Source organism: Paraburkholderia sp. CI2, from assembly GCF_014201055.1.
GTDB classification, from domain to species: domain Bacteria; phylum Pseudomonadota; class Gammaproteobacteria; order Burkholderiales; family Burkholderiaceae; genus Paraburkholderia; species Paraburkholderia tuberum.
The window spans coordinates 1-14691 of the sequence record NZ_JACHDL010000032.1; the positions used below are offsets into that span (position 1 = coordinate 1).

The following is a 14691-nucleotide window of genomic DNA, read 5'->3' on the forward strand; positions in this document are numbered from 1 at the left end:
CCGCGGAAGAAGAACTGCATCTGCTCGTGCACCATCGTGTGGTTCGTGACCGTCTTCACGAATTCGGCCTTCTGCTGCGCGTTCGGCAGTTCGCCCTTCAGCAGCAGGTAGCAGGTTTCGAGGAAGTCGGCGTTCTGCGCGAGGTTGTCGATCGGGTAGCCGCGGTACAGCAGCTCGCCCTTGTCGCCGTCGATGTAGGTAATCGCCGAATTGCAAGCCGCCGTCGACATGAAGCCCGGGTCGTACGTGAACTTGCCGGTCTGGCCGTACAGTTTGCGAATGTCGATCACATCCGGGCCAAGCGTGCCCTTGTAAATCGGCATTTCGACACTCGGCGAATTGTCACTGAAGGACAACGTCGCCTTGATCGCTAAGTGTTCCATATCTATTTGGTTTTCCAAAATAATAAGGTCGAGTTCCAGTACCTGTCGGACGATCGAAAACGACAAGCCACGGCCGGGTCCTCTTCGACAACCCCGCCACATATCGCGCAGCCTGCCAGGCTGGCGGCCCACAATAAGTGCAGTTCGCTCGTCGACACGCTGCTCAGTCGTAGCCGTAGACACCTTGTCCGGTCTTTCGACCAAGCCGGCCGGCGGCCACGAATTCCCGCAGCAGTGGGCACGCGCGGTACTTCGGGTCACCGAAATCCTTCGCGAATACATCTAGCACGGACAGGCAGACATCGAGCCCCACGAGGTCTGCGAGAGCTAGCGGGCCGATCGGGTGGTTCGCGCCAAGACACATGCCGGCGTCGATCTCTTCCGCCGTGGCAACGCCCTCTGCAAGCACGAAGAACGCTTCGTTGATCATCGGCACCAGAATCCGGTTGACCACAAAACCTGGGGCGTTCCTGACGCAGATCGGCGACTTGCCAAACCGCGTCGTCAGTTCGCGGATCGCCTGCACAGTGGCATCGTTCGTCTGCAAGCCACGGATGATCTCCACCAGCGGCATCAGCGGTACCGGGTTAAAGAAATGCATACCAACGAAGCGGGAAGCATCTGACAGCGTAGATGCAAGCGCCGTGATGGAGATCGACGAGGTGTTCGATGCGATGATCGAGTCGGCACGAGCTGAGGCTTCGATCTGTTTCAGGATGCGCACCTTCAGTTCGGTGCTTTCCGTGGCAGCCTCGATCACGAGATCGACGTTCGCAAGGCGCTGATAGTCGGTCGAGGTCTCGATGCGGGCGAGCGCCGCGTCGCGCGTGGCTGCATCGATTTTTTCTTTCGCGACGAGCCGCCCGAGGCTGGACGTAAGCGTCGCCATTCCCTTCACCAACGCCGCCTCGGCAAGATCGATCATCATGACCTTCAGTCCGGACACCGCGGCAGTCTGGGCAATGCCATTGCCCATGGTGCCCGCGCCGACGATTCCTACCGTTTCAATTGCCATATCTGTCGTCTCCTGCAAGTTCTCGTGTGCCGTTCACTGAAGGTTCTCGAAGATGGCGGCGATGCCCTGGCCGCCGCCGATGCACATCGTCACGAGCGCGTAGCGCCCATGGATGCGCTGCAGTTCGTAAAGCGCCTTGACCGTGATCAGCGCGCCTGTCGCGCCGATCGGATGGCCGAGCGAGATGCCCGAGCCGTTCGGATTGACTTTAGCTGCATCGAGCTGCAACTCCTGCGCCACCGCACACGCCTGCGCGGCAAACGCCTCGTTCGCCTCGATGACATCAAGGTCACCGATAGTGAGGCCGGCCCGCTCCAGCGCGATGCGCGTGGCAGGCACCGGGCCGATGCCCATATAACGCGGATCGACTCCCGCATGCGCGTACGACACCAGGCGTGCCATCGGTTTGCGTCCGAGCGCTTCGGCCTCCTTGCGCTCCATCATCAGGACCGCTGCCGCCGCATCGTTGATCCCGGAGGCGTTGCCAGCCGTCACCGTGCCGCTCTCTTTCTGGAACACCGGGCGCAGCCCGGTGAGTTCCGCCAGATCAACGTCCTGACGCACATGCTCGTCGGTATCGAACACGACCTCCTTGCCTTTGACTTTCCGCGTTATCGGGAGGATCTGTTCCTTGAAGCGTCCCTCGGCGATCGCGCGGGTGGCCCGGCGGTGCGATTCCAGCGCCAGTGCGTCTTGCTGGTCACGCGTGATGCCGTACTTCTGCGCGACGTTCTCCGCGGTAACCCCCATCGGCACCGCATGGAATGGATCGTTCAGCGCGCCGAGCATCATGTCGATCAGGCGGGCGTCGCCCATGCGCGCACCGAAGCGCGCATCGGGCGTCACATACGGGGCGCGGCTCATGTTCTCCGCGCCGCCGCCGATCGCTACATCCGCGTCGCCGAGCAGAATGGTTTGCGCGGCAGAGACGATCGCCTGCAGGCCCGACCCGCAAAGCCGGTTGACGGTAAAGGCCGGCGTCGCTTCGGAGACGCCGCCGTTAAGCGCGGCGACCCGCGCCAGATAGAGGTCTTTGGGCTCGGTCGCGATCACGTTTCCGAACACGACGTGGCCGACCTGGTCGCCTGCGAGCTGCGCGCGCGCCAGCACCTCGCGCACGACGATCGCGCCGAGCTCAGTCGGTGGCAGATCCTTCAGACTGCCGCCGAATTTCCCGACGGCCGTGCGGACACCACTGACAACAACGACTTCCCTCTGCATCACTTGCTCCTTGAATTGGTTGCTGTGCCCTTCTTGAAACGAAGCGCTGTCGGCCGATCACATATTCGGATAATTCGGACCGCCGCCGCCTTCAGGCGTCACCCACACGATGTTCTGCGTCGGGTCCTTGATATCGCACGTCTTGCAGTGCACGCAGTTCTGCGCGTTGATCACGAGGCGTTCGCTGCCGTCGTCGTTCCTGACGAACTCGTAGACGGCAGCCGGGCAGTAGCGTGACTCGGGGCCGGCATAGGTCTGCCAGTTCACATTCACCGGCACTGAAGGGTCTTTCAGCGTCAGGTGAGCCGGCTGATTCTCTTCGTGGTTGGTGTTCGAAATGAACACGGAAGACAATCGGTCGAAGGTCAGCTTGCCATCTGGCTTCGGATACGTGATCTGCTTGCACTGCGATGCGGGCTTCAGCATCTCGTGATCGGAATGCTGGTGATGCAGTGTCCAAGGCACATTGCCGCCCAGCAGCTTCTGCTCGATGCCGACCATCAGCGTGCCGAGGTACAGGCCCTTGCTCATCCACTGCTTGAAGTTGCGCGCACGATGCAATTCCGTGTGAAGCCACGAGGTCTTGAACGACTCCGGATAGGCCGTCAGTTCATCGCTGGTGCGGCCTGCCTGCACGGCTTCAAAAGCAGCCTCAGCCGCCAGCATGCCGGTCTTGATCGCCGCATGCGAGCCCTTGATCCGCGATGCGTTCAGGAAACCCGCATCGTCGCCCACCAGCGCGCCGCCCGGGAACACCAGCTTCGGCAGCGACAGCAGGCCACCCGCGGTGATCGCCCGCGCGCCGTACGACACCCGCTTGCCGCCTTCCAGAATCGCGCGGATCGCCGGATGGGTCTTGTAGCGCTGGAATTCCTCGAACGGCGACAGATACGGATTCGAATAGCCGAGGCCGACCACGAAGCCCACCACCACCTGGTTGTTGTCCATGTGATAGAGGAACGAGCCGCCGTAGGTGTCGTTTTCGAGCGGCCAGCCGGCCGTGTGCATCACCAGACCCGGCTTGTGCCTGGCGGGATCGATCTCCCACAGTTCCTTGATGCCGATGCCGTACACCTGCGGATCGACGCCGTCGCGCAGCTTGAACTTCTCGTTCAGCTGGCGGCCGAGGTGGCCGCGCGCGCCTTCGCAGAACAGCGTGTACTTCGCGTGCAGCTCCATGCCGAGCTGGAAGTTCCCGGTCGGTTCGCCGTCCTTGCCGATGCCGAGGTTGCCGGTCGCGACGCCCTTGACCGAGCCGTCGTCGTTGTACAGCACTTCGGCCGCCGGAAAGCCCGGGAATATCTCGACGCCGAGCGCCTCGGCCTGCTGACCCAGCCAGCGCGTCACGTTCGCGAGGCTGATCACGTAGTTGCCGTGGTTCTTGAAATTGTCCGGCAGCGCCCAGGTCGGCACGCTCTTCGAACCGGTTTCCGTCAGGAACAGGAATCTGTCTTCGGTCACGTCCACCGTCAGCGGCGCGCCTTTTTCCTTCCAGTCCGGAATCAGTTCGGTGATCGCACGCGGGTCCATCACCGCGCCCGAGAGGATATGCGCCCCGATCTCCGAGCCTTTTTCCAGTACGCACACGCCAAGCTCGACGCCCTTCTCCGCGGCCAGCTGCTTCAGCCGGATCGCCGCGGACAGCCCAGCCGGGCCGCCGCCGACGACCACGACGTCGTATTCCATCGACTCGCGTGGACCGTATTGCTCGATGAGGCGAGCTTCAGTCATGATCCCCCCTTGCATCAGAACTGGTCTTCCGTCAGCGCCAGCACGCCCACGTCATCCTGCGCGCTGACGGTGGCCGCTTCCAGCGCGAGTGCCTGCGGCAGGACCTGCGTCGCGAAACAGTGTGCCGTCGCGATCTTCGCGTCGTAGAACGACGGATCGTCGCTGCGCTTCTCCGTGGCCACCAGTAGCGCCCGGGCGAACTGCCAGCCAGCCAGCACGATGCCGGCCAGCTTCAGATACGACACACTGCCGGCAAACACCACGTTCGGTTCCTGCTGGGCTCGGGCGAGCACAAACTCGACGACGTTCGCCAGCGCAACGCGACCCGCCGCAAGATGACGGTAAAGCACCTGGAACGCTGGACTGGACTCGTACGAGGCATGCTCCCACAACGCCGCAAGCGTTTCGTCAATCTGCTCAATCAACACCTTGGCGACCGCGCCGCCGTCGCGGAGCGTCTTGCGTCCGACCAGGTCGTTCGCCTGGATCGCGGTCGTACCTTCGTAGATCGTCAGAATGCGTGCGTCGCGGTAGTACTGCGCGGCGCCAGTCTCTTCGATGAAACCCATCCCGCCATGCACCTGTACGCCCAGGCTCGCGACGTCGATCGACAGCTCCGTACTCCAACCCTTCACGACTGGCACCAGATATTCGTAGATCGCCTGATGGTCGGCTCGCACCGCCTCGTCGGCGTGACGATGCGCGATGTCGCTGTGGGCAGCAGCGACGTAGGCGAGCGCACGGGCTCCTTCCGTCAACGCGCGCATCGTCGCGAGCATGCGGCGCACGTCGGGATGCTGAATAATCGCCACTGACTGTTTAGCCGAGCCGTCAACCGGCCGGCTCTGCACGCGCTCCTTCGCATAGGCAACGGCTTTCTGGTACGCGCGATCGGCAACAGCGATGCCCTGCACGCCGACACCGAAGCGCGCCGCGTTCATCATGATGAACATGTACTCGAGCCCGCGGTTGGCCTCGCCGATCAGGTAACCGATTGCGCCTCCGTGATCACCAAATTGCAACACCGCAGTGGGGCTCGCCTTGATGCCCAGCTTGTGTTCGATCGACACACACTGCACGTCGTTGCGCGCGCCAGGCGTGCCGTCGTCGTTGATCATGAACTTCGGGACGATTAAGAGCGAAATACCCCTCACACCTTCCGGCGCGTCCGGTATCCGCGCGAGCACAAGGTGCACGATGTTCCCCGCCATATCGTGCTCGCCCCAGGTGATGAAGATCTTCGTTCCGAAAATGCGGTATGTGCCGTCGTTGTAGGGTTCAGCGCGTGTGCGCACGAGCGCGAGATCGGAACCGGCCTGCGGTTCAGTGAGGTTCATCGTACCGGTCCACTCGCCAGAGATCAGCTTCGGCACGTAGCGTTGCTTCTGCTCCTCGCTGCCCGCGGTCAATAGCGCCTCGATCGCGCCGTCGGTCAACAACGGACACAGCGCAAGCGACAGGTTCGCGGCATTCAGCATTTCGATGCACGGTGTGGCAAGCAGTTTCGGCAACCCTTGGCCGCCATATTCGATGGGGTGAACGACACCCTGCCAGCCGCCCTCGGCGAACTGCTGAAATGCTTCCTTGAAGCCTGGCGAGGCGGTGACCGCCCCATCCGTCCAGCTGCTCGGGTTCCTGTCTCCTTCGACATTCAGTGGCGCCAGCACGTCCGCATTAAAGCGGGCGGCTTCTTCGAGGACTGCCTGCGCAGTTTCAACTGTCGCGTCCTCGAAGCCGGGCAGCGTCGACACGTGTTCGAGACCTGCAAGTTCATTAATGGCGAACAGCATGTCCTTGACGGGCGCGGAATAGCTCATCCTGTGTCTTCCCAATGGTGGAATTTAAAGGGGTGCCATGACACTGGAACGCCAGGTCCTGCACGGCAACGATTGACGGACATCGTAGCCTCGAACATGGCGAATCCGGCTGACCGAACCGGACCATCTATTGACAAAGTCGGCCACGGAATACGAGCAATCCGGTCGTGTAGCCGTGGAGCGGCGCGTTTTTCACGGCCGATGCGCGACAACACCGGCCCTTCGTGCAGGCCCGGTGTTGTCAATGGAATCAGGTGCCGCGGCGGTACGCGCCAGGTGTGCTGCCCGTCCAGTGCCGAAAGGCCCGATGGAAGGCGGTCGGATCATCGAAGCCGATATCCCCGGCAATCGCAGCGATCGCGTCCTCGGTTCCCGTGAGACGTTGAATCGCGATATCCCGTCGCAATTCGTTCTTCAGCGTCTGAAACGCCGCACCCTCGGCCGCAAGATGGCGGCACAACGTCCGCACCGAGCAGTGCAGGCCTCGCGCGGCTTCCTCGATTGACGGCATGTCGGGTAACCGGGAGGCCAGATATTCCCTGACGCGGTGGCTCGTGAGCTGTTCGTCGAACGCCACAAAGATCCAGTCTTCGGGCGCCCGCGCGAGAAACTTACGCAGGTTCGCCTTGCGCTGACGAATCGGCATGTCGAAGAAAGACGCGCTGAACTGCATCAACGTCTGTTCACAGTCGAACTGGACAGGTCCAGGAAAGAGGTAGAGATATTCATGCGCATGCGGTGGACGCGGAAACGCAAAGCGGACTTGCAGCAGCGGAATCTTCTGGCCGACGAGCCAGGACGCCACGCCGTGCGCGAGTTTCAGCATCAGTTCCTGACCAAGGACGCTGACGGCCGGTACGGTAGCGCCAGGTGGATGCATAGCCGTGATCGAACAGGACTCTTAAAAAGCAGTGAAGGTAACAAACGGCACTATCAACTGTTCATTAGCAGAATGCAATGGCAAGCGACTTCGGCCGCCTCTCGGCATCCGACGCACTCTGTGCATTGATAGTCTAGCTGCGAGATGAGGTGAATTGCGCAGCGAAGACTTCGTTGCCAGCTTGACTGTTTCTTCACGAAATTCCTTCGCATACGACCTCGGGCATTCGGTTCATCAATGCCTCAATTGCTCAATTCTACGGAATGTTGGCGTCCACTTTATTCAGCCAACCTCTCGGAGTTACCACCTCGTAGACCAACATCCTGCCTATCCTTCGCCGACGGATTCCAGGCCCCCGCAACGTGAACCCGGCTCGCACGCGCCGATCAATTGTGCGTGGGGGCGCGCAATAAAGTGCGGCATGCGCGCCCTTTTCATGAACACTGCCTCGAAGCAATCAAGCCTTTTGCTATAGCCACGACATCAACCCATGGCCGCTGCGCGATCCGTCAGTCGTCCGCGTGGAAAACCGTCGGTATGATATCGGTGAAGTTTTTCACGTCGCCGATCACTTCGGCAGCTTTGGCGGAGGAAAGGGCCATATCGATCCCGATCTGATCGCTGAAACTATCGGGATTGCTTACATCGCTGGGAAATGCTTTGGCGTCGCTCTGGGCTGAACCCGAGCGATGCCTTAGGTGGTTGCGCCAACGCCATGCAAGCGTGCCGGTAACGTCCGTGCGCGGCGGAGCAACTGCCAGCCGAACAACAACATCCACAGCGGCAGAACCAGCACGACGACCATTTCACTGGCATTCGAAAGCGCGTCGAGATCCGGAAAAAAGCCGAACACGAAAAACAAGCCGAAAGCCCAGCCGACGATCTTCAACAGAATCGCTCCCTTCCAGCCCGCGTTCTTGAGCAGTTTGGCCGCAATCAACGTCCAGAAAAGCACGAGGGGGCCTTCGATCCACCAGAGCCCGTTTTGCGTCCCATTGGCTATCGCTGTCCATACTGCCGCCGCTGCGCCTCTCGTGGCATCGTCCCCGCCCGCATACAGATGTGCCAGCGGGTGAAGGATTGCAAACTGCATAACTGCGCCTGTCACGCCCACCATGACATACAGCACGACTGCCATTGCCACCATGTTGCCGAGCGCGCCCAACTCCTCACGAAATACGTGCACGAAGTATCCGCCGATGACGAGGAACGGCAGGTAGAAGCCAAGCGTGTCGGCAACCATGCACCAGCGGAACAGGTCGCGGATATCCGGTGGCAATGCCAGCATCGATGCACCATGCAGCACCATGTCCGCATCCGGGCCCGTCACCACGACAGACAATCCAACATTCGCGTACGCCAGAATGCCGCCGATGATGGCACTCCAAGCCGTAAAGCGCATTACCTTGCGCGAGGTCTGATTCATCATAGTCTCCAGGATAAAACCTTCAGCGCCGCCCGCGCATAACTCCCGGTTGTCGCGGACCGCGGCAACAGCAACGTTTTTCATTCAATTGCAATAGGGAGTAGCGTTCTTCGAAGCCACGCTCCCGCTTCGAACACGCTCAAGGGCGCAGTAGCCGTAATAGATCGCCGGCATGAAGTAGGCCCACGTACACAGCGCAAGCGTGTAAAAATTGAGCACGACGTTGGTTTCCTCACCAGGAATCTTGTAGAAATCGTAGATGCCGGCAATCGCGAGCGACGTCACCAGCGCCACTGCCACGCCCAGCGCCTCAAGCATCGCGCCGACGTTCAGCAATCGCACGATGAAATAAGCGAGATAGATCGACAGCCAGATCCACATCGCCAGATAGTAATAGGGCAAAACGCCAGCGATGAAATCCGCTCCCACAAGGACGAATGTGAGCGCAAACGAGGCGACGAATGCCGTGACGTCCTGGCGAATTGACGGCTTGTAGCCATGCGTAATCGCCATCATGCCCGCGACGGCGATGATGGGCATGCCGAATCCGCGAGAGAACGCATCGAAGAAGTGCGCTACCTCATAGGAAACTGCATTGCCAGTGGCAAAGAATCCGATGGCGTTCGTCGCGGAGATACCGACAATCCACATCTCCAGCCCGAGAAGATAGTTTCGTTTCTTAACGATCTTCCGGCCGTAGAAAAATGAGCTCAATGCCAGCAAAGCACTAGAGAGCATAAGAACTAAAGATCTGAGGTCCATGACTAAACTCCTAACTCAGGTTGCATCTGATTGGTCATTTTTTCTTCGGATCGAGACTTGCCAGATAGCTCGCGATAGCCTTGCGGTCTTCCGGTGAAAAGCCTTGCGACAGGCTTTTCATTACGCCGGTGGGTTCGCTTCGGGTGCCGGAAGCGAACTCGTCGAACTGCGCGAGCAGATAGTCATATCCCTGACCAGCCAAACGCGGAAACTGCTCGTGGCCCATCAATTGGGAACCGTGACATGCGACACAGTTGCCCGCAACCACCAGGTGCTGTCCCTTCTCGCGCAGTTGCTGATCCGGCTTGAAGTAGCGATTCGCGACAGGGGTCGCACCGGCGAAATACTCAGCGAGGGATTTGATCTGCGGATCGCTCATCGTCATCGCGAGAGGTCCCATGTTCGGATTGCGCCGCGCCTCACTGGCGAAATTGTGGAGCTGGGTTTCCAGGTAGGGGGCCGGTTGGCCCGCCAGGCTCGGATAGCCCTGATGAAGCGAATTGCCCTTGACGCCGTGACACACAGTGCAGGTGTCGGTCACGTGCGGCCAGGGGCCGCCGTCGGCGAGATAGGCTGCTGTCGAAGTAGTGATATAGCCCTGAAGCCTGTAGAGACCTAGCAGATCAGAACCGAAAACGGCCAGCAGCAGGACGATAACCAGAGGAATGCCTGTCAATAGGTATTTTTTCATCGCTGCCCTCTTACGCCCGACGCAGGGCATTCAGTGCCTGAAGCGCGCCATGATGGCCGGAGCGCACGGCGCCATCCATGTAGCCGGCCCAGATATTCGCCGTCTCCGTCCCCGACCAGATCAGCTTGCCGCACGACGGGTGCAGCGCTTCTCCGTGGGCGCTCCAGAAGCCCGGCGGAATGGCGGAAATACAGGTAATGGTCCAGGGATCGACCCGGCTCCAGTCCTGATCGTGGTAGGCGATGGGAGACAGCGCATCGTCGCCCCATGCCTGCGCGTAGAGTTGCTTGTGCATGGCCATTGCCGCGTCCCGCTCCGAGGGGACCATCCCATTCTCGACGAACGCGTTGATCACCCCGATCTCCCCAGCGGGCGGGGAGTTGTCGAAGGCCCACAGGATGGGGCCATTGACCTGGAAGATGCTGCCGTTCATGCCCTTGTCGCGCCAGAACGGGCGGCGATAGACCATGGCCGTCTTCCGTGCAGGGGAATGCGCGGGCCATGCGCGCTGCAAGGCCGCGCGCTTGTCGGGCAGAGGCGGATCGAACTGCACCTGATGACACAAAGCCGGATGGATGGCCACGACGACGGTCCGTGCCCGCACTTCTCCATGGTCGGTATGCAGGGTGACAACGTCGCCGTCCCATCCGGAAATCTGGCGGACCGGCGTAGACAGTCGCACCTTGTCGCCCAGTTGCTCGGCCATCTTGATGCTGAGGATTTGCGAGCCGCCGACGAAGCGGGTTTCCTGGGCGCTGTGCTTGATGCTGTCGAGCTGCGAATAATCGCAATCCGCCGAATTGATCATCGAAAGGAAATGCAGCAACCCCATCTTCGCCGGCGCCGCGCCGCCCGAAAGAATGCTGCTGGCATTCCATGCCACCTGGTCTTCAGGCTTGATGTCCTGCCTCGCCAGCCAATCGCCGACCGAGAGCTTGTCCAGGTCGCCGACCTTCGAGGACGTCCACGGCGCACCACAAGGTACGTCGCGTGACAGCCTGCCGAGCCTTGCTCCGACCGCCTCGTCGGTGCCGAACGTGCCCTTCAGATCGACTGTCACACGCCCCGCACCGCCCAGAATGACCGTATTGCCGTCGTAGTAGGTTGGGAAAGTCCCGACGCACAGTTCACGCGCGAGATCAGCGACGGCGGTCTGGCCGGGCCCCATCCATTGCCCGCCGACTTCCGAAACGAAGCCACCGGGGATGTTGTAGTTGAGTGTTCGTCCCCCCACACGATCCCGGGCTTCCAGCACCAGAAAGGACTCGCAGCCCGCCTGACGCAGGTCTCGCGCGGCGGTCAGTCCGGCCAGCCCCGCTCCAATGATGGCGACGTCGAGAATGCCGTCCGCGCCTGGCGCGGCCTTGGTAACCGCGGCATGCGACTGTCGGGCACCCATGGCGAGCGTGCCAACGGCAGCCGAGGCACTGGCATATTTGAGCCATTGCCTGCGCTGCAGGTTTGCAGCGCCGTCAGGGGAAGATTTTTTTGCCATAGTGCCTCTGTCTACGTGATGAAGGTTCCCGCTCCTTGCGGCTCACCGAAGCCGCTCTGCTCAGGCGCCAGGTTCCAGGTTCCGGGTTTCATATCCGATCGCTACACCCTGCTGCCAGAATCATTCGGAATCCTTTCACATTCATTCGCGCGCCTGGCCGGGAACCGCGAAGTCTGCTGCTCCGTTTATCTGTGTTAGTACAATCAACCAAAGATAGGTCATAATACACACAAACAAAACAGAAAAAATACAGAGTATTCCCCTGTATCTCGAAGGCTGCTCGCGACATCCCACCTTTTATGCGCTCAGATTAACGACACCAACTCCGGCACCACCTGGAAAAGGTCGCCGACGAGACCGTAATCAGCCACGCTGAAGATGGGCGCTTCTCCGTCCTTGTTGACCGCCACGATTACCTTTGAGTCCTTCATGCCCGCGAGATGCTGGATCGCGCCCGAGATACCCATTGCGATGTACAACTGCGGCGCGACGATCTTGCCGGTCTGGCCGACCTGGAAGTCGTTCGGCACGTAGCCCGCGTCCACGGCTGCGCGCGAGGCGCCCAGCGCGGCGTTGAGCTTGTCGGCGAGCGGCTCCAGCTCATTCGACTCGATGAAGATCGCGCGATCGGCGCCGTGCGCAGCGTTTCCTGCGCTTGCGCGACACCGGCGGATCCCGCGATGACTTCCGTCGCCACGCCTGCTTCCTTCAGGCGAACCGCCTCTTCAACGGCGATCTCATCGAACGGGTTCATCGGCATCTTCACGTTGGAGTTAGCACAGCCGCGAGAGCCGCGTGGCTCAATGAGACAGCAGCATTCATGTCGTGCTCCTAATGTAATAATGGATTCGGCGCTTGATTTACGGCAGTGCTCCCACGCGCTAGTCGCGATCCGATAACCCGATCCGGGTGCCATGAAGCCCTGACGCCACGCCGCGACATCGGGTCGACGACATATTTACTCCTTCGTCCACCCGCCCTGGTAGAGCTTTCCTGCCAGCACGCCGAGGCGCAACGTGAGGTGGTAGTTCTCTCCATCTTCGATCAGTGCGGACCGCACATCGCGGAACAGTTTCTCGATCGGGAATTCGCGGGTGGTGCCGTTGCCGCCGAAAAGCTGGAAGGCCTCGTGCGTGATCTTCATCGCTTCCTCGGTCACGCTGACTTTGGCCTGGGCCGTCGCGTAGGGATGGCTCTTCGGAGACAGGCGCGAGAACGCGAGGCTGCGTCGCGCAATGGCCCGCGCCATCTCCAGCCGACGCAGCATCTCGCCCACGCGCAATTGCGTCATCTGGTGATCGATCAACAGCGCCCCGCCCTGCTTACGTTCGTGGCAATACGCCAGTGCGAGTTCGAACGCGGCGCGGGCCACACCCACGAACACCTGGCACATGTGCGTGCCGGCGAACGACCAGGTCGAGGCCAGATTGCCGAGATAATCGTCCTGCAATGCAACGGCGAAACGCTTGGGCACCTTCACGTCGTCGAAGTAGATCTCGCCCTGCGGCAGCGAGCGCTGGCCAATCTTGTCGAGCGGCTTGCCGCGCGAGATACCCGGCAGATCGAGCGGAATGATCATGCCCACGCCGTTGGTGAACATGCCATGTTCGCCGGTACCGTAGAAGCCGTCACCGTAGTCTGCAGCCATATACGCAAGAGCCACCTGCGCGACCGAGCCGTTCGAGATCCACGCCGAACTCTGCCCGTTGATGACAATCTCGTCCGTGCCCACCTTCGCCGTGAGGTTGCCGACCGGCTGCTTGCCGCCCGCGCTGATCTCGTCGCGGTAGAGAATCGCGGCATCGGAGCCGCGGTCGGGCTGGGTGTTCATCCAGCAGCCGATCTTGCCGGTGCACATGTCGATCAGCTCCTGATTGCCAACCGACTGCGCCATCATCAACGGAGCGGGCGCCACGCCGATCGAAACGGCAAGCCCAGCATCACCCCAGCCGAGCTCTTCGCCGATCAGCGATTCGATGCGCACCGCCATGTCTGGGGGAAGCTGCGTGAGAAGTTGCGGATCGAGGCCCAGTTTCGCGCTTTCCATCATGGCGGCCCAGTAAGGCGAACCGGGCGCGATCACTTCCTCCGGCGTCAGGCGGTCGAGCTCGCGCCCGACGGGCTTCAGTACATCGCGTGCGAAACGGTGAACCGTGTCCTGGATCGCACGCTCCTCCTCGCTCATCGGCGTTTCGAAACCGGTCAATCCTGCCAGCGGCAACCCTACGGACTTGTGCAGTCGAATCATTTCGGTACTCCTCCTCTCCTGGATGCATGTCGACCGGACTGCCCGACAACCCGGCCATCTCACTTATAGAACACAAATATAAACATAGGTAACAATACAAAACACTAGCCGAAAAAAAAAGACAGGGTATTCCCCCGTCTTCTTTCTTCGCCCGCATGGCGCTGTGGCTGCTAGGCCGTCTCGGCGTATACCGTCTTCCCCCACACCAGGTTATGCGCGGTCTTGATGAACATAGCCTCAAACCCTCGCATGTATGCGCGCTTGCTGCGCGTGGTGCCCAGATGGAGTGTCATTCCGTCCACCATTGAAATGAGCAATATGGCGATATGTGCGCTCTCGGCCGCCCCACGCTCCGGATTCACGGCGCGAATGAGCTGGGCAAATTCGCTTGTCAAGGTGTCGTACCATTCGTCTCGCATCTGTGCGCACTCGGGGTCTGTAGACGCAAACGAAAAGAAATGCCACCACAGCGGGATGTTCTTCGAGTCCTTCGCGTCCCGCAACGACTGATCGAGAATGATGTCGATTTTCGCACGTGGCGAGGCATTGTTCTGGAGCGCCTGTTTCAGAACATCGAGATACGTGTCGATCACCGGCGCCATCACCGCCCGCACGACGTCAGGCCGCGTCGGGAAGTAGTATTGGAGGTTGCTGACACTGATTCCCGCTTTCAGCGCAACGGCACGCAGCGAGAAGTCCATGGGACCATTCTCGAGCAGGAGCTTCCTCGCCACACGAATAATGGCATTGCGCGTACGTATGCCCTGGGCCCGCAGTCCGTCGGGTGCGGTTCCCGTGGAAGGTGCTGCGCTCGACGGGCGCCGCTTACGGGTGCTGGGTTCTTTTGGCACTGTCATCGCTTTCCGTCCTGAGTGAAGTATGACGCCTCGCCGAAGCGAAGCAACGCGGTCACACGAACCGTTCTCTAGGTAAACATGACTATACCTTACACCAGGTTGAACATCCATCCTCATGGCGGGCGCGTGATGCAGCGTTCGTCCTCGCCCAATATCACCTCAATT

At 60.7% G+C, this 14691-nt stretch carries 11 protein-coding genes and 2 pseudogenes; all 13 read right to left on the minus strand.

The features are described 5' to 3' along the window. Positions 1–383: citrate/2-methylcitrate synthase (locus HDG32_RS31295; RefSeq protein WP_311540529.1), on the minus strand; the 383-nt coding region annotated here is incomplete at its 3' end. Positions 384–546: 163 nt separating this feature from the next. Further along, positions 547–1398 carry a 3-hydroxybutyryl-CoA dehydrogenase gene (locus HDG32_RS31300; protein ID WP_184073274.1) on the minus strand — a complete coding sequence of 284 codons (852 nt, stop codon included), beginning with the start codon at positions 1396–1398 and terminating at the stop codon, positions 547–549. A gap of 33 nt (positions 1399–1431) precedes the next feature. Further along, a complete protein-coding gene (gene bktB, locus HDG32_RS31305) occupies positions 1432–2619 on the minus strand; it encodes a beta-ketothiolase BktB (RefSeq protein ID WP_184073276.1) in 1188 nt (395 codons plus the stop codon). 57 nt (positions 2620–2676) lie between these two features. Further along, a complete protein-coding gene (locus tag HDG32_RS31310; RefSeq protein WP_409340068.1) occupies positions 2677–4365 on the minus strand; it encodes an electron transfer flavoprotein-ubiquinone oxidoreductase in 1689 nt (562 codons plus the stop codon). After that, the gene (locus HDG32_RS31315; protein WP_184073280.1) at positions 4365–6167 is read right to left on the minus strand and encodes an acyl-CoA dehydrogenase; all 1803 of its coding nucleotides are present in this window, start codon (positions 6165–6167) and stop codon (positions 4365–4367) included. The genes HDG32_RS31310 and HDG32_RS31315 overlap by 1 nt, the downstream gene beginning before the upstream one ends. A 250-nt stretch (positions 6168–6417) precedes the next feature. Continuing rightward, positions 6418–7011: pseudogene (locus tag HDG32_RS31320) on the minus strand (helix-turn-helix domain-containing protein); the annotation flags it as partial. A 730-nt stretch (positions 7012–7741) separates the two neighbouring features. Then, a complete protein-coding gene (locus HDG32_RS31325) occupies positions 7742–8557 on the minus strand; it encodes a hypothetical protein (protein WP_260336662.1) in 816 nt (271 codons plus the stop codon). Continuing rightward, a complete protein-coding gene (locus tag HDG32_RS31330; RefSeq protein ID WP_184073282.1) occupies positions 8558–9235 on the minus strand; it encodes a hypothetical protein in 678 nt (225 codons plus the stop codon). Positions 9236–9269: 34 nt separating this feature from the next. After that, positions 9270–9926 carry a c-type cytochrome gene (locus tag HDG32_RS31335; RefSeq protein WP_184073284.1) on the minus strand — a complete coding sequence of 219 codons (657 nt, stop codon included), beginning with the start codon at positions 9924–9926 and terminating at the stop codon, positions 9270–9272. Positions 9927–9936: 10 nt separating this feature from the next. After that, the gene (locus HDG32_RS31340) at positions 9937–11421 is read right to left on the minus strand and encodes an FAD-dependent oxidoreductase (RefSeq protein ID WP_184073286.1); all 1485 of its coding nucleotides are present in this window, start codon (positions 11419–11421) and stop codon (positions 9937–9939) included. Positions 11422–11726: 305 nt separating this feature from the next. Beyond that, a pseudogene (locus tag HDG32_RS31345) lies at positions 11727–12020 on the minus strand (electron transfer flavoprotein subunit alpha/FixB family protein); the annotation flags it as partial. A 359-nt stretch (positions 12021–12379) separates the two neighbouring features. Then, on the minus strand, positions 12380–13669 hold the full coding sequence (locus HDG32_RS31355; protein ID WP_184073288.1) for an acyl-CoA dehydrogenase family protein: 1290 nt from the start codon (positions 13667–13669) through the stop codon (positions 12380–12382). Positions 13670–13839: 170 nt separating this feature from the next. Beyond that, on the minus strand, positions 13840–14403 hold the full coding sequence (locus HDG32_RS31360) for a TetR/AcrR family transcriptional regulator (protein ID WP_311540531.1): 564 nt from the start codon (positions 14401–14403) through the stop codon (positions 13840–13842). Between the last annotated feature and the right edge of the window lie 288 nt (positions 14404–14691).

Coding starts and splice junctions, on each gene's coding strand:
- HDG32_RS31300 (WP_184073274.1), bottom strand. CDS start 1,398: ATGGCAATTGAAACGGTAGGAATCGTCGGCGCGGGCACCATGGGCAAT.
- bktB (WP_184073276.1), bottom strand. CDS start 2,619: ATGCAGAGGGAAGTCGTTGTTGTCAGTGGTGTCCGCACGGCCGTCGGG.
- HDG32_RS31310 (WP_409340068.1), bottom strand. CDS start 4,365: ATGCAAGGGGGGATCATGACTGAAGCTCGCCTCATCGAGCAATACGGT.
- HDG32_RS31315 (WP_184073280.1), bottom strand. CDS start 6,167: ATGAGCTATTCCGCGCCCGTCAAGGACATGCTGTTCGCCATTAATGAA.
- HDG32_RS31325 (WP_260336662.1), bottom strand. CDS start 8,557: ATGAAAAACGTTGCTGTTGCCGCGGTCCGCGACAACCGGGAGTTATGC.
- HDG32_RS31330 (WP_184073282.1), bottom strand. CDS start 9,235: ATGGACCTCAGATCTTTAGTTCTTATGCTCTCTAGTGCTTTGCTGGCA.
- HDG32_RS31335 (WP_184073284.1), bottom strand. CDS start 9,926: ATGAAAAAATACCTATTGACAGGCATTCCTCTGGTTATCGTCCTGCTG.
- HDG32_RS31340 (WP_184073286.1), bottom strand. CDS start 11,421: ATGGCAAAAAAATCTTCCCCTGACGGCGCTGCAAACCTGCAGCGCAGG.
- HDG32_RS31355 (WP_184073288.1), bottom strand. CDS start 13,669: ATGATTCGACTGCACAAGTCCGTAGGGTTGCCGCTGGCAGGATTGACC.